Origin of the sequence: Flavimobilis marinus, assembly GCF_900113055.1 — a bacterium.
In the GTDB taxonomy this organism is placed as follows: domain Bacteria; phylum Actinomycetota; class Actinomycetes; order Actinomycetales; family Cellulomonadaceae; genus Flavimobilis; species Flavimobilis marinus.
Window position 1 is genome coordinate 72,074 of sequence record NZ_FONZ01000002.1, and the last position, 18,019, is coordinate 90,092.

At 72.9% G+C, this 18,019-nt stretch carries 17 protein-coding genes; 10 read left to right on the forward strand and 7 right to left on the reverse strand.

Features of this window, described 5'->3' with window-relative positions; genetic code table 11:
* The gene (locus tag BMZ30_RS05350; protein WP_093375940.1) at positions 1–759 is read right to left on the reverse strand and encodes a hypothetical protein; all 759 of its coding nucleotides are present in this window, start codon (positions 757–759) and stop codon (positions 1–3) included.
* 2 nt (positions 760–761) lie between these two features.
* On the reverse strand, positions 762–1,556 hold the full coding sequence (locus BMZ30_RS05355; RefSeq protein ID WP_093375942.1) for a fructosamine kinase family protein: 795 nt from the start codon (positions 1,554–1,556) through the stop codon (positions 762–764).
* 121 nt (positions 1,557–1,677) lie between these two features.
* On the opposite strand from BMZ30_RS05355, the gene ald reads away from it, so the two are divergent.
* From ald to BMZ30_RS05375, 4 genes are all read left to right on the forward strand, one after another.
* Positions 1,678–2,787 (forward strand): alanine dehydrogenase, encoded by a 1,110-nt coding sequence (gene ald / locus BMZ30_RS05360; protein ID WP_093375944.1) that lies wholly within the window; start codon positions 1,678–1,680, stop codon positions 2,785–2,787.
* Positions 2,788–2,883: 96 nt separating this feature from the next.
* A complete protein-coding gene (locus tag BMZ30_RS05365) occupies positions 2,884–4,638 on the forward strand; it encodes a SpoIIE family protein phosphatase (RefSeq protein WP_177191288.1) in 1,755 nt (584 codons plus the stop codon).
* Between the two features lie 23 nt (positions 4,639–4,661).
* Complete coding sequence (locus BMZ30_RS05370) at positions 4,662–6,749, forward strand: M3 family metallopeptidase (protein ID WP_093377282.1); 2,088 nt, start codon at positions 4,662–4,664, stop codon at positions 6,747–6,749.
* Positions 6,746–8,077, forward strand: a complete 1,332-nt coding sequence (locus BMZ30_RS05375) for a M20/M25/M40 family metallo-hydrolase (protein ID WP_093375948.1) — start codon at positions 6,746–6,748, stop codon at positions 8,075–8,077. Before BMZ30_RS05370 ends, BMZ30_RS05375 begins: the two co-directional genes overlap by 4 nt.
* 145 nt (positions 8,078–8,222) lie before the next feature.
* On the opposite strand, the gene BMZ30_RS05380 is transcribed toward BMZ30_RS05375, so the two are convergent.
* Positions 8,223–8,435, reverse strand: coding sequence for a DUF5703 family protein (locus BMZ30_RS05380; RefSeq protein WP_093375950.1), 213 nt, complete (start codon positions 8,433–8,435; stop codon positions 8,223–8,225).
* Between the two features lie 100 nt (positions 8,436–8,535).
* Here BMZ30_RS05380 and BMZ30_RS05385 point away from each other — a divergent pair, with 100 nt between their 5' ends.
* A complete protein-coding gene (locus BMZ30_RS05385) occupies positions 8,536–8,877 on the forward strand; it encodes a primosomal protein (protein WP_093375952.1) in 342 nt (113 codons plus the stop codon).
* Positions 8,878–8,898: 21 nt separating this feature from the next.
* On the opposite strand, the gene BMZ30_RS05390 is transcribed toward BMZ30_RS05385, so the two are convergent.
* Complete coding sequence (locus BMZ30_RS05390; RefSeq protein WP_093375954.1) at positions 8,899–9,864, reverse strand: aldo/keto reductase; 966 nt, start codon at positions 9,862–9,864, stop codon at positions 8,899–8,901.
* 70 nt (positions 9,865–9,934) lie between these two features.
* Between BMZ30_RS05390 and BMZ30_RS05395 the strand changes: the two genes are divergently transcribed.
* Positions 9,935–10,804: an undecaprenyl-diphosphate phosphatase gene (locus BMZ30_RS05395; RefSeq protein WP_093375956.1), complete on the forward strand. Its 870-nt coding sequence runs from the start codon at positions 9,935–9,937 to the stop codon at positions 10,802–10,804.
* Between the two features lie 46 nt (positions 10,805–10,850).
* Positions 10,851–12,125 carry a cysteine--1-D-myo-inosityl 2-amino-2-deoxy-alpha-D-glucopyranoside ligase gene (gene mshC, locus BMZ30_RS05400; protein WP_093375958.1) on the forward strand — a complete coding sequence of 425 codons (1,275 nt, stop codon included), beginning with the start codon at positions 10,851–10,853 and terminating at the stop codon, positions 12,123–12,125.
* 15 nt (positions 12,126–12,140) lie between these two features.
* On the opposite strand, the gene BMZ30_RS05405 is transcribed toward mshC, so the two are convergent.
* Positions 12,141–13,076, reverse strand: coding sequence for an LLM class F420-dependent oxidoreductase (locus BMZ30_RS05405; RefSeq protein ID WP_093375960.1), 936 nt, complete (start codon positions 13,074–13,076; stop codon positions 12,141–12,143).
* 59 nt (positions 13,077–13,135) lie between these two features.
* Complete coding sequence (locus tag BMZ30_RS05410) at positions 13,136–13,990, reverse strand: PAC2 family protein (protein ID WP_093375962.1); 855 nt, start codon at positions 13,988–13,990, stop codon at positions 13,136–13,138.
* 104 nt (positions 13,991–14,094) lie between these two features.
* Between BMZ30_RS05410 and BMZ30_RS05415 the strand changes: the two genes are divergently transcribed.
* Complete coding sequence (locus tag BMZ30_RS05415) at positions 14,095–14,826, forward strand: HAD family hydrolase (RefSeq protein WP_229828603.1); 732 nt, start codon at positions 14,095–14,097, stop codon at positions 14,824–14,826.
* Positions 14,827–14,857: 31 nt separating this feature from the next.
* Here the strand turns inward: BMZ30_RS05415 and BMZ30_RS05420 are convergent, their stop codons facing one another.
* Positions 14,858–15,763, reverse strand: a complete 906-nt coding sequence (locus BMZ30_RS05420; RefSeq protein WP_093375966.1) for a RecB family exonuclease — start codon at positions 15,761–15,763, stop codon at positions 14,858–14,860.
* 53 nt (positions 15,764–15,816) lie between these two features.
* On the opposite strand from BMZ30_RS05420, the gene BMZ30_RS05425 reads away from it, so the two are divergent.
* Both BMZ30_RS05425 and BMZ30_RS05430 read left to right on the forward strand, forming a co-directional pair.
* A complete protein-coding gene (locus tag BMZ30_RS05425) occupies positions 15,817–16,962 on the forward strand; it encodes a site-2 protease family protein (protein ID WP_143073133.1) in 1,146 nt (381 codons plus the stop codon).
* Between the two features lie 11 nt (positions 16,963–16,973).
* Entirely contained in the window at positions 16,974–18,014 is a 1,041-nt protein-coding gene (locus BMZ30_RS05430) for a tRNA (adenine-N1)-methyltransferase (protein WP_229828600.1), read from the forward strand.
* Positions 18,015–18,019: the final 5 nt, after the last annotated feature.

The following is an 18,019-nucleotide window of genomic DNA, read 5'->3' on the forward strand; positions in this document are numbered from 1 at the left end:
TCACTCGTCCTCGGCGGGAAGCTCGATGTCGATCCCGAGCTCGGTTCGGACGGCCTCGAGGATCGGCCGTGGGTCGTCGTCCATGGCGTTGAGAAGGGCGGAGAGATCCTCTCCGTGCGTCTCCCAGATGCCAAGACGCTGGAGGAACTCCATCGCGGAGTGGACCGAATGCCGCTGCAGCGGCACAGCAGCCATGAGCTCGAGCGGAGCGTTGAAGTTCGTCGCGATCCACTCCCGCACCACGGGATCGGTCACGCGGCGGTGCATCTCGGCCAGGTTCTCCGTGGAGATCGGTGCTCGCGCGAACTCGGCGATCACGTACGGGTCGTCCGCGAGCACGGCTTCGAGCATCTCGTCGCTGAGCGGGCCCGCGGTCTCCGCCCAGTCCGCGCGGTCCCCGATTTCCATGCGCCGGTAGGACTCAGGATCGGTTGGCGCGGCTGGCAGCACCGGGCGCCGGTCCAGGAACGCATAGAGGCCGATGAGCGGGAACGTCGCGAGAAAGACGGGCCAGCCCCACCACGCCGGCTCTTCCGGCAGGCGCACACCGAAGCCGCCCACCAGGAAGAAGCCCATGGCGAGGATGAAGACGTGCTTGGCGCCGGGGCGCGTGTCTCGCCACTCAGCGCGACGGCGCGCGTCGTAGGCCTTGCGTTCCTCACGGTGGTTGCGCTCGTAGACGACGAACCCGACGACGAGCGCGATGACGAAAGCCGCGACGAACAGCAGCACGAGCGTGAGCGCGATCGTCCGGGCCACCGTCAGGCCTCGCCCTCGTCAGTGCGCGCGTACCTCGCAGCCAAGCGCTCGAGCTGGCCCAGGTACCCGCCTCCGAACAGCACCGCGTGCATTCCCACCGGGTAGATCTGGTGCAGCCCGAGCAGGTCGCGCCAGGCGTGCGGCAACGGGTGCGCCTCCTCGTACGCCTCGAAGATCGCGTCCAGGTGCGGCGCACCGAAGAGCTCGAGCATCGCGAGGTCGGTCAGCCGGTGCCCGCCGTGCGCGGCCGGATCGATCAGCACCGCCTGCACGCCACTCGCGGCGCCGGTAGTCCACAGGAGGTTCCCCGACCACAGGTCCCCGTGCAGACGGGCGGGAGCGTCGTCGTCGTCCCAGGTCCCGGCTCGTAGGCGCTCGCGGACGTGCGCGAGGTCGGTGCGCGCGCCGCGGGGGAGCGCCGCGCCCAGCAGGTCGAGGACGTGTGCCACGCGGTCGTCGGAGTAGTGGGCGCCCCAGGTGCCGTGCTCGCCGGCGACCAGCGGGTAGGGATCGTCGAGGGGGCCGAAGAAGCCGTCGCCCTCCCAGCCTGGGGGAGGCGAACCGAACGCGGGTGCGCCGGCGTCGTGCAGGCGGGCCAGGTCGCGGCCGAACGTCCGCGCAGCCTCGATGGTCGGCGACGTGGGCTCGAGGCGCTCGAGGTCCAACCCGTGGTCGTCGACGGCCAGCACCTGGACGACGCGGACGGCCTCGGCGTCGGCCAACCAGCGCAGACCAGCGGCCTCGCACGCGAAGAACCCGCGCGGCGCTGCGGCCCGCTGCTTGCGAAACGACCCCATGTCACCATCCCACCACGCGCGCGCCGACGACGTCACGGAGAGCTCGCCGAGCGCGCCGGGGTGTTGCCGAGCCCGGGGACGTGGCATCCTCGCCGCAGCCATCCGTTGTGAGGAGCGTCACATGCGCGTCGGAGTACCCCGCGAGCTCAAGAACCACGAATACCGCGTCGCCCTGACACCGGCCGGCGTGCACGCCCTGGTCGCCGACGGACACGAGGTCCTCGTCGAGACCGGGGCTGGTACCGGCTCCGGCATCACCGACGACGAGTACCGCGCCGCCGGCGGCCAGATCGTCCCGGCCGCCGACGACGCCTGGGCGGCCGAGCTCGTGTGCAAGGTCAAGGAGCCGGTACCCGAGGAGTACCACCGGCTGCGCGAGGATCAGACCCTCTTCACGTTCCTGCACCTCGCCGCCAGCCGAGAGTGCACCGAGGCGCTCCTGGCGGCCGGCACCACCGCGATCGCCTACGAGACCGTCGAGCTCGAGGACGGCTCGCTGCCGCTGCTCGCCCCTATGAGCGAGGTCGCCGGCCGCCTGGCGACCCAGGTGGGCGCCCACTACCTCCTCGCCGACGCTGGCGGGCGCGGCGTCCTGCCCGGCGGGGTGCCCGGGGTTGCGCCCGCGTCGGTCGTCGTGCTCGGCGGTGGCAACGCGGGCAAGCATGCCGCCGACATCGCCGTCGGGCTGCGCGCCGACGTGAGCGTCATCGACCTCAGCCTGCCGCGCCTGCGCGAGCTCGACGCCGGCTACGGCGGGCGCGTGCGCACGCTCGCCTCGAGCGCCTACGCCGTCGAGCAGGCCGTGCTCGGTGCCGACCTCGTCGTCGGCGCTGTGCTCGTGCCCGGCCGCCGCGCACCGACCCTCGTGACCGACGACCTGGTCGCGCGCATGCGACCCGGGTCCGTCCTCGTCGACATCGCCGTCGATCAGGGCGGGTGCTTCGAGTCCACGCGCCCCACGACGCACGCCGAGCCGACCTTCGCGGTCCACGGGTCCACCTTCTACTGCGTCGCGAACATGCCGGGCATCGTGCCCGTGACCTCGACGCATGCGCTGACCGCCGTGACGATGCCCTACGTCCGCGCGCTCGCCACCCGCGGCTGGCGCGCGGCCGCGTCGTCCGACCCCGCCCTGGCGTGCGGCGTGAGCACGCACGCGGGGATGCTCATGCAGGAAGGCGTGGCACAGGCGCACGACCTTCCCTGGACGCGGCTCGCTGACCTGCAGTGACAACCGTTTGGGCGGGTTCCTCCTGGACCGTGCGCGACGCGCCGGGACGCGAGCGCGTGGCCCGGAACGTCGGCGCCATCGTGGAGAATGACTGACGTGACTGAGACGGCGACCTGGCGCGACGAGCGGAGCGGTGGCTCCGACGCCACGATCCCGGCTGGCCCCGACGACGAGTTCGACCGGTTCGCCTCGATCGCCTGCCGCGTCGCGGACGCGCCCGTGGCCCTCGTCATGCTGCACGACCCCGACGGTCCGATCCTCCCGGGCGCCTCCGGAGTCGCCGAGCCGTACGCCACGCGACGCCGGATGTCGCTCGTGGACACGTTCAGCACCGACTTCGTCCGGACCAGCCGGTCGGTGGTCCACGAGGACGTGCTCGCCGACCCGCACGCCGCCGGCTCCGCCCTGGTCAGCGAGCTCGGTGCCCTCGCCTACGCGGGCGTCCCGCTCACCGACGCCGACGGCACGGTCGCCGGCGTGCTGTGCGTCATCGACACCCACGCCCGGGACTTCACCGCGCGCCAGCTGGCCGACCTCACCGACCTCGCCGCGATCTGCTCCTCGTCCGTGGCTGCCCGCTCGGTCGAGCGGCGCGTGCGCAGCACCCAGCACCGCGCCACCCGGATCAGCCGGCTCAACCGCCTCCTGCTGATGTTCAGCGAGGCGCTTGGTGAGACCTCGACGGTCGAGGAGATCGCCGCGACCGTCACGACGCTCGCCCACAGCGCCCTCGGGGTGATCGCGTCCGCGCTCGTGCTGGAGCGCGACGGCGAGTTCGTCGCGATCGACGACGCCGATCTTCCCGCCGACCGGCCGGGCGACTACACGGGCATCGCGCGAGCCAGCGACCACCCGGGCCCGCACTGCGTGATCGACCGCAAGGCGCGCTTCTTCGCGACCAAGGCGCGCATGCTCGACGAGTACGCCACGCTCGAGGGGACGACGTCGGCGCTCGTCGAGGCCGAGAGCTACCTCCCCGTGGTACTTGACGGCCAGGCCCGGGGCTGGATCTGGCTGGGCTGGGAGCTGCCGCGCGAACCCATCGCGGAGTCGCGCGAGCTCAAGGTCGCCCTGGCCCGGTACGCAGGCCAGGCCCTGGACCGCGCCCAGCTGCTGCGCGAGCGGCACGAGGTCGCGCAGACGCTCCAGGAGGCCATGCTCACCCGCCTGCCCAAGACCGACGCCATGACCCTCGCGGCGCGGTACGTCCCGGCGAGCGCGCACGAGCAGGTCGGCGGTGACTGGTACGACGCGATCTCCGCGCACGGCGTGGTCACGCTGATCATCGGCGACGTCGTCGGGCACAACATCGAGGCCGCCGCCCAGATGGGCCACCTGCGCTCGATCCTGCGTGGGTTCGTCGCCGACCGGCACGAGGACCCGGCGATGCTCCTCACGCGCCTCGACCGCGCCAACCTCCTGCTCGACGCCGCCACGATGGCCACGGCCGTGGTGCTGCAGGTGGAACCGTCGGCCGAGCCCGGCGTGCCCGCGCGCATCACGTGGTCCAGCGCCGGGCACCCCTCGCCCGTGGTCGTCGACGCGGACGGGAACGCCCGCGAGGTCACCGGCACGTCGGACCTCCTGCTCGGCGTCAGCGCGGAGGCGCCGCGCCGCAACCACACGGAGTTCATCGGGCCGGGAACCTCGATCCTCATGTTCACCGACGGCCTGGTCGAGCGGCGCTGGTCGTCGTTCAACGACATGGTGTCCGAGCTGTGCACGGTCGCGTCCCGGCACGCACGCAAGGACCTCCCGACCATGCTGGACCTCATCGTCTCCGAGATGGGCGACGCCCGGGAGAAGGACGACGTCGCGGTGCTCGCCGCACGCCTCCACCCCCCGACCTGAGGAAATGGGTGATGATGGGGCGCATGACTGTCGCGCCCCACCTGGACCCTGCCAACCCCTTCGCTGCCGCGTCCGAGCTTCCCTACGGCCTGCCCGACTTCTCGGCGATCACCGTCGCCCACTACGCCCCGGCCATTCGCGCGGGCATCGCCGCCGAGCGCGCCGAGGTCGAAGCGATCGCTGCGAACCCCGAGCCGGCGACGATCGAGAACACGATCGAGGCGCTCGAGCGGTCCGGCGCGCTGCTGCACCGCGCGCTCACCGTGTTCTACAACGTCTCCTCCGCGGACTCGAGCGACGAGCTCGACGCGATCGAGGAGGAGCTCACCCCCGAGCTCTCCGCCCACCAGGACTACGTCGCGATGGAGCCGCGCCTGTTCGCGAAGGTCTCCGCGATCGCCGAGCAGATCGACGCCGGTGACCTCGAGGTCGACCCCGCGACCGAGTACCTGGTCCGCGAGATGCTCCGTGACTTCCGCCGGTCCGGCGTCGCCCTGCCCGCGGCCGAGCAGGAGGAGCTGCGCAGCATCAACGCGCGCCTGGCCGAGCTGGGCGCGAAGTTCGGTCGCATCCTGCTGGCCGCCACCAACGAGGCCGCCGTGCTGGTCGACGACGTCGCGGACCTCGAGGGCCTGCCCGAGGACGCCGTCGCAGCCGCGGCCCAGGCGGCAGCCGACGCCGGCCACGCGGGCGGCTACCTGATCGAGCTGCAGCTACCCACGCAGCAGGGCGTCCTCGCCCAGCTCGCCCGCCGCGACGTGCGTGCCCGGGTGCACGAGGCCTCGGTGACCCGTGGCCTGACCCCCGGCGAGCACGACACCCGGCCGGTCCTGCTCGAGATCGTGACGCTGCGCGCCAAGCGCGCCCGCCTGCTCGGCTACGACCACCACGCGGCGTACATCGCGGAGGACGGCACCGCCCGGACCACGGACGCGATCATGGGAATGTTCGAGCCGCTCGCACCCAAGGCCGTCGCCAACGCCAAGCGTGAGGCCGCAGACCTGCAGCGTGCCGTCGACGCCGACACCCCGGGCGAGCAGCTGCGCGCCTGCGACTGGGCCTACTACTCCGAGCAGGTGCGCCGGGAGCGTTACAGTCTGGACGACTCGCTGCTGCGCCCGTACCTCGAGCTGAACACCGTGCTGGAGAAGGGCGTCTTCGCCGCGGCCACCGCGCTGTTCGGCATCACTTTCGAGCGCCGCGCGGACCTGCTGGGCTACCACCCCGACGTCCGCGTCTGGGAGGTCTTCGACGCCGACGGGCGGGGCATGGGCCTGTTCCTCGGCGACTACTACACGCGCCCGTCGAAGCGTGGCGGGGCATGGATGAACAACCTCGTCGACCAGTCGACGCTCCTGGGCGAGCTACCCGTCGTCGTGAACAACCTGAACATCCCCAAGCCGCCGCCCGGCGAGCCCACGCTGCTCGCCTGGGACGAGGTCATCACGATGTTCCACGAGTTCGGCCACGCGCTGCACGGGCTGTTCTCCGCGGTGCGGCTGCCCTCGCAGTCCGGCACCGAGGTGCCGCGGGACTTCGTCGAGTACCCCTCGCAGGTTAACGAGATGTGGGCGTGGGAGCCGTCGCTCCTCGCCGAGTACGCGGTGCACCACAAGACGGGCGAGCCGATGCCGACCGAGTGGATCGAGACGCTGATCGCGTCCCGGCTGTTCAACGAGGGCTTCGGCACCACCGAGTACCTCGCGGCGGCGCTGCTCGACCAGGCGTGGCACCAGCTGGCGCCCGAGGATGTCCCCACGTCGCCGGCCGACGTCGAGGCGTTCGAGCGCGAGGCCCTCGAGCGGCTCGGGCTCGACTTCGCGCCGGTGCCGCCCCGGTACCGGACGTCGTACTTCAACCACATTTTCGCCGGCGGCTACTCGGCCGGGTACTACTCGTACCTGTGGTCCGAGGTGCTCGACGCGGACACCGTGCAGTGGTTCGAGGAGAACGGCGGCCTGCGCCGCGAGAACGGCGACGCCTTCCGCGCGCACGTGCTCTCCATCGGCGGCTCCCAGGACCCGGTCGCGGCGTTCTCCGCGATGCGGGGCCGTGCGCCGTCCATCGACCCGCTGCTCGCGCGTCGCGGCCTCGCAGGGGAGACCGCGTGACGGCCCCCGCCCCGGGCACCTTCCCGACGGCGGAGGACGAGGTCGCTGGCCTCTGCCAGGACCTGCTGCGCATCGACACGAGCAACTATGGCGACGGGACCGGTCCCGGCGAGCGCGTGGCCGCGGAGTACGTCATGCGGTCGCTCGAGGAGGTCGGGCTCGCGCCCACCTACTTCGAGACGACGCCGGGACGCGCCAACGTCGTCGTGCGGCTCGAGGGCCGGGATCGGACCCGGCCCGCCCTCGTGCTGCACGGCCACCTCGACGTCGTCCCGGCCGAGGCCTCGGACTGGACGGTCGACCCGTTCGCCGGTGAGGAGGTCGACGGCCAGCTCTGGGGCCGCGGCGCGGTCGACATGAAGGACATGGACGCGATGATGCTCGCGGTCGTGCGCCAGATGGTCCGCGAGGGGCGGTCGCCGGCGCGTGACGTCGTCGTCGCCTTCTTCGCCGACGAGGAGGCCGGCGGCGTGCACGGCGCCCAGTGGGCGGTCAAGCACAAGCCCGAGCTGTTCGAGGGCGCGACGGAGGCCGTGAGCGAGGTGGGCGGGTTCTCCGTCGAGCTCGGTGGCCGCCGCGCGTACCTGCTGCAGACGGCGGAGAAGGGCATCGGCTGGCTGCGGCTCGTCGCGGACGGCCGGGCGGGTCACGGCTCGCAGGTCAACGTCGACAACGCGGTCACCAACCTGGCCGCGGCGATGGCCCGGATCGGGGCGCATCCCTGGCCCACGGTGCTCACGCCGACCGTCCGGCAGCTCCTCGAGGGCGTCGCCGACCTCTCGGGTCTGCCGTTCGATCCCGAGGACGACGGCGCGATCGATGCGCTGGTCGACGCGCTCGGGCCCACCGCCAAGTTCGTGGGGGCGACCCTGAAGAACACGTCGGCGCCGACGCAGCTCGAGGCCGGCTACAAGGCGAACGTCATTCCCGGGACGGCGACGGGCGTCATCGACACTCGCTTCCTGCCCGGGCAGGGCGACGAGATCACGCGCGTCCTGACCGAGCTCGCGGGGGAGCACGTGCGCATCGAGCCGATCCACCAGGACCGCGCGCTCGAGGTGCCGTTCGAGGGCACGCTCGTCGACACGATGGTCGCGGCGCTCGGCGCCGAGGACCCGGGCGCTCTCGCGCTGCCGTACATGCTCTCGGGCGGGACGGACAACAAGTCGCTCGCGCGCCTGGGCATCACGGGCTACGGGTTCGTGCCGCTTCAGCTGCCGGCGGACGCGGACTTCGCGGGCATGTTCCACGGCGTCGACGAGCGCGTCCCGGTCTCGGCCCTGAAGTTCGGCGTCCGCGTCCTCGACCGCCTCCTCATGACGGCCTAACCCTCGACACCCCCCGCCCCCCGACCCCTACCCCCCCTCCGGGCGCTGAGTGCGTGATCTTGGCGGTGTTTTCCGACGAAGGCACCGCCAAAATCACGCACTCAACGGGTGGGGGTGGGGGGTGGGGTGGGAGAGGGGCGGTGCGTCAGAGGGTGCTGCGGGCGCGGATGATGCGGCGGCGCAGCCAGACCTTGCGGGCGCCGCCCTGGTACAGCAGGCTGCGGGCTAGCTCCCACCGGCCGTACTCGGCCTCGTCGGTGAGCATGCGGCGAGCGTCGGAGCGGCTGGTCGCCGGGGGGATCGAGACGACCCGGAACTCGTACTCGCCGTAGCGGGGGGCCTGGGGGCGCTGCGTCATGGGTCTCACCTCGTCCACGTAGGGGCGGTCCCTGGCCTCGGGCAGCCAGGGCGCGGAATCTCAGATGCCATTGTGCCCCGTCCGGGGCTACCGTCGTGCTATGACCGTAGACCCGCGCGCAGCACTGGACCGGCTCATCGCCGCTCTCGACGCCCATCTCGACGCTGTCGCCGCGCGCCGTGGCGAGGACGACCCGGCCGTCGACCAGGCCTACGACGTCCTCGCGGACGCCTTCGAGGTCTACGACGAGGCCCTCGCCGTCACCTATGCCGAGGCCACGCCGTTCTACCTCGGTGAGGACGACGAGGACGACGACTACGACGACGAGGACGAGGACGAACGGGACGACGACGAGTCGGACCGCGCGGACGAGTCGGACGACGACCTCGACGGCCTCAGCGACCAGGACCTCGAGACGCTCGTCGACCCGGAGAAGGGCTGAGTCAGCCCGCTCGTCGTCGCGTCAGCGGCGCTCGGGGTACCCGAGCTGCAGGGCGCTGATGTCGTCGAGCGCGCCGGCCAGCGCTGGTGGGAGGTCGAGCTCGGCCGCCGGCAGGCACGACCGCAGCTGGGCCGGGGTACGCGGCCCGATCAGGGCGCTCGACACCCCGGGACGCCCCAGCAGCCACGCGAGAGCGACCTCGAGCGTCGGGCGCTCCAGGCCCTCGGCCGCGGTGGCGACGGCTTCGACGATCGACGTGCAGTCCGAGTCGAGGTAGGGCTGGACGAACCCCGCGAGGTGCGTCGATGCTGCGCGGGAGTCGGCGGGGATGGTGCGGCGGTACTTGCCGGTCAGCACCCCGCGGCCGAGCGGCGACCAGGCGAGGACGCCGACGCCGAGGTCGGTCGCCGCGGGCACGACCTCGCGCTCGACCCCGCGCTCGAGCAGCGAGTACTCGACCTGTGCGGCTGCGAGCTCGAGCCCGTGGGCCTCGAGCAGCGCCGACGCGCGGCCGACCTGCCAGCCCGGGTGGTTGGCGAGCGCGACGTAGCGTGCACGACCCGAGTCCACGGCACGGCGCAGCGCGTCGAGCGTCTCGGTGAGCGGGGTGCGTGGGTCGGGGGACTGCACGCAGAACACGTCCACGTGGTCCACGCCCAGGCGGGCCAGAGAAGCGTCGAGGGAGTCGAGCAGCGAGCCGCGCGACGCGTCGATCGACGCCCCGTGAGCCGTGGCGCGGATGCCCGCCTTGGTGCACAGCAGCACGTCGTCGCGGGAGATCGTCGATCCGAGCAGCCGTCCGATGATCTCCTCGCTCGCGCCACCGCCGTAGGACGCGGCGGTGTCGACGAGGTTGCCGCCCGCGTCCACGAAGTCGCGCAGCTGCTCGCCGGCGTCGCCCTCGTCGGTGTCGCGGCCCCACGTCATCGTCCCCAGGCCGAGGGACGAGACGCGTAGCCCGGTACGGCCCAGCTGACGAAGCTCCATGTGGGCAGGGTAGTGCGGCTCGGCGCGTGGATGCGGGACCCGGCGTGGGCGCTGCGTAGAGTGTCCGCTTGTGAATGCATGGGAAGCGATCGTCCTCGGCCTGGTGCAGGGCCTCACGGAGTTCTTGCCGATCTCGTCGTCGGCGCACCTGCGGATCGTCGGGGAGCTGATCGGGTCGAGCGACCCGGGTGCAGCCTTCACCGCGATCACGCAGATCGGCACCGAGACCGCCGTGATCATCTACTTCCGCAAGGACATCGCGCGGATCTGCCGCGCGTGGTGGCAGGCCATGCGCTCGGCGTCGTCGTGGGGCGAACGCTTCAGGCCGGCGGACCCGGACGCCAGGATGGGCTGGTGGATCGCGCTCGGCTCCGTCCCGATCGTGGTCCTGGGCCTGCTGTTCGAGGACGCGATCGACTCGACGTTCCGCAACCTGTACCTAACGGTCGCGACCCTGGCGATCTTCGCGATCTTCCTCGGCTGGGCCGACCGGGTGGGGGCTCGCCGGCGCCCGCTCGAGGACACGACGGCGAAGCGGGCTCTCGCGCTCGGCTTCGCCCAGGCGATGGCGCTCGTCCCGGGCGTGTCGCGCTCGGGTGGCACCATCACGATCGCGCTCCTGCTGGGCTACACCCGTGAGGCGGCCGCCCGGTACTCGTTCCTGCTCGCCATCCCCGCGGTCATGGGGTCCGGCTTGTACAAGCTCGCTGGGTCGCTCGGCGAGTTCGGCGAGGCCGGGACACCCAGCCTCGGTGCCACGATGCTCGCGACGCTCATCGCGTTCGGTGTGGGCTACGTGGTGATCATCGCGTTCCTGCGGATCGTGTCGACCTTCAGCTACCGCCCGTTCGTCGTGTACCGCCTCGGCCTGGCCGCCGTCGTCCTGATCCTGCTCACCACCGGCGTGCTGCAGGCCACGGGCGGGACGCCAGCGGGCTGACCGGCCGCGGGGTCGGACGACGCCCGGGCGCGGCTAGGCTGTAGCGGTGCACGCCTGGCCCACCCCACAGATCCCTGTCCTCCCCGGCTCCGGGAGCCCCGTCGGGCTCTTCGACAGCAGCACGGGGTCGCTCACGCAGCCGGTCGCGGGCGGTGAGGCCGGCCTGTACGTGTGCGGCGTCACGCCCTACGACGCGACGCACATCGGTCACGCGACCACGTACCTCGCGTTCGACGTCCTGATCCGCGCCTGGCGCGACGCCGGCATCCACGTCACATACACGTCCAACGTCACGGACGTCGACGACCCGCTGCTCGAGCGCGCCACCGCCACCGGCGTCGACTGGCGCGACCTCGCCCGCGAGCAGACGGCGCTGTTCGCCGCGGACATGACGGCGCTCGGTGTCATCCCGCCCGACCACTTCTACGGTGCGGTCGAGACGATTCCCGACGTCGTCGCGGCGGTCCAGCAGCTGCTCGCCTCGGGCGCGGCGTACCGGGTGCCGCTCGAGGACGGCGCCGGGGGCGACCACCCCGAGCTCGGGGACGTGTACGCGGACCTGAGCGTGGACCCTGCGATGGGCTCGGTCAGCAACCTCGATGCCGCGACGGCGGCGGCGTTCTTCGCCGAGCGCGGGGGAGACCCGGGCCGCGCGGGCAAGCGCGACCCGCAGGACCCGCTGCTGTGGCGCCGTGAGCGCAAGGGCGAGCCGGCGTGGGACGGCGGCACGCTGGGCGCGGGACGACCGGGCTGGCACATCGAGTGCGCCGTGATCGCGCACCTGGGCCTCGGCCAGCAGTTCGACGTCCAGGGTGGGGGCGCCGACCTGCTCTACCCGCACCACGAGATGAGCTCCTCGCACGCCCGGTTGCTGCACGGTCGGTCCGCGACCGCGCACGCGCACGTGGCCCTGGTGTCCTACCAGGGCGAGAAGATGAGCAAGTCCCGCGGCAACCTCGTGCTGGTCTCGCGCCTGCTCGCCGACGGTGTGGACGCCATGGCGATCCGCCTGGCGGTCCTCGCCCACCACTACCGCACGGAGTGGGAGTGGTTCGACGCCGACCTCGACGCGGCGCGCGAGCGGCTGGAACTGTGGCGGTCGTCGGTCTCCGGCAACGGGGGCCCGGACGCCGGGCCGATGCTCGCCGAGGTGCGCGCGGCCCTGGCCGACGACCTCGACACCCCGCGGGCGCTGGCTGCGGTGGACGCGTGGGCCCACCGCAGCCTTGCCGAGTCGCGTCGCGACGACGTCGAGGCGCACGAGGGTGCTCCCGGCGTCGTCGCGCGCACGGTCAACGCGCTGCTCGGTGTCCGCCTGTAGCTCGGCGAGGTCGGCTCAGCCGAGCTGGGGGACGACCTCGCGGGCGACGAACTCGAGGTGGTCGAGGTCGTCCATGTCGAGCGCCTGCAGGTAGACCCGCTCGACGCCCATCTCGTTGAGCTCCCCGAGACGGTCCACGGCCTCCTGCACGGTGCCAGCGACGCCGTGCTCCCGCAGTTCGGCGACGTCCCGGCCGATGGCCTCGGCGCGGCGGGCCAGCTCAGCCTCGTCCTTGCCGACGCACATCACGAGGGCGACCGAGTAGACGAGCGACTCGGGCGCGCGGCCGATGTCCTCGCAGGCCGCCCGAACGCGCGCGAATCGCTCGGGGATCTCCTCGATGGGCGGGAAGGAAGCGTTGAACTCGGCCGCGAACGACGCGGCGAGCGCCGGGGTGCGCTTGGGTCCGCTGCCGCCGACGATCACGGGGACGCCGGGGCGGTCACCGCCCTGGACGGGCTTGGGCAGCGCGGGGGAGTCCACGAGCGTGTACTCCTTGCCGGCGTGCGAGAACGTCTCGCCCACGGGCGTGCCCCACAGGCCGGTGACGATCTCGAGCTGCTCGGTGAGGATGCCGAAGCGCTTGTCCGGGAACGGGATGCCGTAGGCCTCGTGCTCGCGCGCGAACCAGCCGGCGCCGAGCCCGAGCTCGACGCGACCGCCGGACATCTGGTCGACCTGCGCGACCTGGATCGCGAGGACACCGGGGTGCCGGAACGTCGCGGACGACACGAGCGTGCCGAGCCGGATGCGCGAGGTCTCGCGGGCCAGCCCCGCGAGCGTGGTCCACGCGTCCGTCGGGCCGGGGCCCGGGTCGCCGTCACCCATGCGCAGGTAGTGGTCGGAGCGGAAGAAGGCGTCGTAGCCCAGCTCCTCGGTGGCGCGCGCGATCGCGAGCACGTCGTCGTAGGTGGCGCCCTGCTGGGGTTCGGTGAAGATGCGGAAGTCCATGCGCCCAGCCTGCCACGCGCCTCCCACACCGGCCGTACGGGCCAGGCGGGCCGGGCGGTTCAGCCCCCGATGCCCTTGTCGCGGCGCCGCAGGAACCGCTCGAACTCACGCGCGATCGCCTCGCCCGACGCCTCGGGGAGCTCCGCGGTGTCCTTGGCTTCCTCGAGCTGGGAGACGTACTCGGCGATCTCCTCGTCCTCCCGGGCGAGCTCGTCGACGCCGGCCTGCCACGCGGCGGCGTCGTCCACGAGGTCGAGCAGCGGAACCGGGATGGACAGGACCTCCTCGAGCCGTGTGAGGATCGCAAGCGTCGCCTTGGGCGACGGCGGGTGCGCCACGTAGTGCGGGACGGCGGCCCAGATCGACATGGCGTGCAGGCCGGCTTCCTGCGCCTCGTGCTGGAGCACGCCGACGATCCCGGAGGGGCCCTCGTACGTGCTGCGCTCGATGTCGAGCAGCGCCTGGATGCCCAGGTCCTCCGACGTGATCGTGACCGGGATCGGGCGCGTGTGGGGGACGTCGGCCAGGAGGGCGCCGATCGTGGTCATCGAGGCGGCGCCGAGCGAGCGGGCACTCTCGATCAGCTCGGCACAGTAGGAGCGCCAGCGCATCGACGGTTCCGTGCCGTGCACCAGGACGACGCGCCGGCCCGGCAGCGGCTCCGCGACGTACACGGCCGTGGTCGGCCAGGTGAGGACGCGGCGGCCGTCGTCGTCGAACTCGCTCACGGGCCGGTTGACCTGGAAGTCGTGATAGTCCTCGGGGTCGAGCTCGTGCACGCGCTGCGCGCCCCACACCTCGATCAGGTGCAGCACCGCCGACGTCGCCGCGCCGCCCGCGTCGTTCCAGCCCTCGAACGCGGCCAGCACCACGGTGTCGCTCGTCGTGTCAGGCCCTGCCTGCTCCTCAGTCATCCGTCCAGCCTAGCCGTGGGCTCGATTCGATGAGGCGGGTACGGTCCACTCCATGCGCGCGATCACGTCGACGGTCGCCCCGCTCGCCTGCCTACCATGGACCAGTGAGCCACCACCTCGAACCCCGGACCGTGACCGCACCGACCCAGGGGACAGGTGTCCTGCCGCGGGCGCTGCTGTGGGACATGGACGGCACGCTCATCGACACCGAGCCGTACTGGATCGGGGCGGAGCGCGCGCTCATGGCGCGGTTCGGTGTGGAGTGGACTGAGGCCGACGGCGCGCAGCTCGTCGGCATGGCGCTCACGGACGCCGCCGTCATCCTGCAGGCCGCCGGGGCCGATCTCCCGACGACCGAGATCACCGCGGAGCTCACCGGCGCTGTCGGTGAGGGCCTCGCACGGCGCATCCCGTGGCAGCCGGGCGCCCGCGAGCTGCTCGACGCCGTCCGCGCCGCCGGCATCCCGTGCGCTCTCGTCACCATGTCCTACGCGGCCCTCGCCGCCCGCATGGTCGAGGCCGTCGGCCCGGGTGTGTTCGACGTGGTCGTGACGGGGGAGGACGTGGTCAACGGCAAGCCGCACCCGGAGCCCTACCTGCGCGCCGCTGAGCTCATGGGCGTCCCGATCGAGGACTGCGTGGCCTTCGAGGACTCGCCCCCCGGCATCAGCTCGGCCCTGGCCTCCGGCGCGCGGACGGTCGCCGTCCGCGCCCTCCTGCCGATCCCGGCCCGGGACAGCCTCAGCCGCGTGCCGTCGCTCGAGGGCGTCGACCTCGACGTGATCACCCGCGTCGTCGGTGGAGAGGTCGTCGACCTCATGGAGGGCCGCGACTGAGCGCTCGCCCGAGGCGAGCGGCGGCCCGGCCTCAGGCGATCCCGAGATTGAGCTTGATCGCGCCCTCGGGGATGGGCGGCGCCACACCGCCGAACGCGGGGCAGATCGCCTGGTGGTTGCACCAGTCGCACAGCCGGGACTTGCGCGGGGCGAAGGACTCGGCCTCGGCGTCGGCGACGATCGACGCCCACAGCGCGCGGATGCGGTCCTCGGTCTGCTCGAGCGATGCCTGCGTGGGCTCGTTGCGCAGGATCTGGCCGTCACCCAGGTAGATCAGCTGGAGCATCGCGGGCACCACCTCCCGCTCGCGCCAGACCACGAGCCCGTAGAAGCGCATCTGGAACGCCGCCGACTCCCCGTACGCGGGGCGCGGCGCCTTGCCGGTCTTGTAGTCGACCACCCGCACCGCGCCGTTCGGGGCGACGTCGATCCGGTCCACGACCCCGCGCAGCCGCGGACCGCCCGGCAGCTCGGTCTCGACGAACAGCTCGCGGGCCTCGGGCTCCAGGCGCGTGGGGTCCTCGAGGGTGAAGTACCGCTCGACGAGCGCGCGAGCCGACGTCATCCACGCCTCCTGCGCCCCGGCCTCGGGGAACATCTCGCCGTACCCCGGGCTGGCCTCGAGCATGCGCTCCCACTCGCCCGGCAGCGCGGCCACGGCGAGCTCCGGCGTGCGCTCGCCGGCCGGGGCGTCGTAGAGCCGCTCGAGCGCGGCGTGCACGAGCGTCCCACGTGCGGCCGCGGTGCTCGGCGGCTCCGGCAGCCGGTCGATCGTCCGGAACCGGAACAGCAGCGGGCACTGAACGTAGTCGTTGGCGCGCGACGGCGACAGGGCGGGCGCGCGTCGCGCGCGCTCCGGGGCGGGCCGCTCGCCCTCGCCGGGCGCCGCGGGCGCTGCGGGAGGCAGGAGGGTGGGTGCCGCCGTCGTGTCGCTCATGACGTCCAGGGTAGGTGCGGCGTCCGACAGACCCGGAACGTAGGCTGCCCCCTGTGAACAGCAGGCAGAGCCGGCGCCACCCGAGCGGCGTGATCATCGGACGCACGGCCGGTGCGCCCGTCGTCGTCTCCGGGAGCTGGTTCTTCGGTGCCGTCATCATCGCGGTCCTGTTCGCGCCGACGGCCGCCAACGTCGTCGGCGGCAGCACGGGCGCGCTCGTCGGTGTCACCGCGGCGTTCGCGCTCATCCTGTTCGGCTCCGTGCTCGCCCACGAGATCGCGCACGCCGCCGTCGCGCGCCGGCACGGCCACCGGGTCTCCGCCGTCGTCCTGTCCGCCTGGGGCGGGCACACGTCCTACGAGTCGCACGGCGCGACGCCGCGCAGCCACTTCCTCATCGCCGGTGCCGGGCCGCTCACCAACGTCGTGCTCGCGGCCGTGTTCGGCGGCGCCTACTGGGCGCTGTCCGACGGCGGTCTCACCGAGGCCACCCTGATCCCCGCCCTGCTGCTGTACGCGGGCGCGTTCGCGAACGGGTTCGTCGCCGCGTTCAACCTGCTGCCGAGCATCCCGCTCGACGGCGGCATGATGCTCGAGGCCGGCATCTGGGCCGCGACCGGCCGCCGCCGCACGGGCACCCGCGTCGCCGCGTGGTCCGGCCGCGTCCTGGCGGTCCTGGTCGTGCTGTGGCTCGTCGTCCGCCCGGCGCTGACGGGGGAGGGCGTCGACCCCGTCGGCGCCCTGTGGGCCCTGGTGATCGCCGCGCTGCTGTGGAGCGGCGCGTCCGCCGCGCTCCGGAACGCCGACCGCAACGAGCGCCTCGAGCGCTACGACGTCTGGTCCTTCGCGCGCCCGGCGACCGAGATCGGTCAGGACGTCACCGTGGGCGAGGTCCTGGGCGTGGCAGCGCAGCTCGGCGTCGGGCACGTGGTCCTGCGGGACTTCGCCCACCGGCCCGCGCTCCTGGTCGACGTGGCCGAGGCGCGCGCGGCCGGCGCAACCGCCGCCGACCCGGCCTCGGCCGTCGCTACCCGTCTCGCCCCCGCGCCCACGGTCCCCGTCGCCGCGCGAGGCGTGGAGCTTCTCGGGCACATCGGCGTCGGCGCACGCTCGGCGCCCACCCTCGTCGTCGTCGACGGGGACCGCGTCGTGGGCGTGGTGCACGTCGCCGATGTCGTCGCGGCGGTCAACAGAACCTAGACTCGCTCCTCGTGACCGAGCCCCAGAACGACCTCACCGCACTCCCGCCGCTCCCGCGCCGGCACCTGCCGACGGGCGCCGCCCTGCGCCGAGGACCGTTCCGCGCTGGCGAGCGCGTCCAGCTCACCGACCCCAAGGGCAAGCTCGCGACCATCGCCCTCGTGGAGGGTGGCGCGTTCCACACGCACCGCGGCTACTTCTCCCACGACGACCTCATCGGCGCGCCCGAGGGCACGGTGGTGCGCACCACCTCCGGCATCGAGTACCTCGCGCTGCGCCCGCTGCTCAGCGACTACACGCTGTCCATGCCGCGCGGCGCCGCCGTCGTCTACCCCAAGGACGCCGGCCAGATCGTCGCGATGGCCGACATCTTCCCCGGCGCCCGGGTCATCGAGGCCGGCGTCGGCTCCGGTGCGCTCACGCTGTCGCTGCTGCGCGCCGTCGGCGACCAGGGCTACCTGCACTCGATCGAGCGCCGCGAGGACTTCGCCGCGATCGCCCGCGGCAACGTCGAGGCCTTCTTCGGTGAGACCCACCCCGCGTGGGAGCTGTCGATCGGCGACCTCAGCGACGTCCTGCCCGAGGTCGAGCAGCCCGGCAGCATCGACCGCGTGGTGCTCGACATGCTCGCGCCGTGGGAGAACCTCGACGCCGTCGCCGAGGCCCTCATCCCCGGCGGCGTGCTCATCTGCTACGTCGCGACCACCACCCAGCTCTCCCGGCTCGCGGAGGACCTGCGCGACCACGGGGCGTTCGGCGAGCCCGAGGCGTGGGAGACCATGATCCGCGGCTGGCACCTCGAGGGCCTGGCCGTGCGCCCGCAGCACCGCATGATCGGCCACACCGGCTTCCTGCTGAGCGTGCGCCGGATGGCCGACGGCGTCGACGCGCCCGTGCGTCGTCGTCGCCCCTCGAAGGGCAACTACCCGGCCGCCACGGAGCAGGAGTGGACGCCGGAGGAGCTCGGCGAGCGCGCGGTGTCCGACAAGAAGATCCGGCGCGTGCGCCGCGATGTGGGACAGGCGCCCCAGGAGCCCCAGCCCGGCGCGTAGGGTCG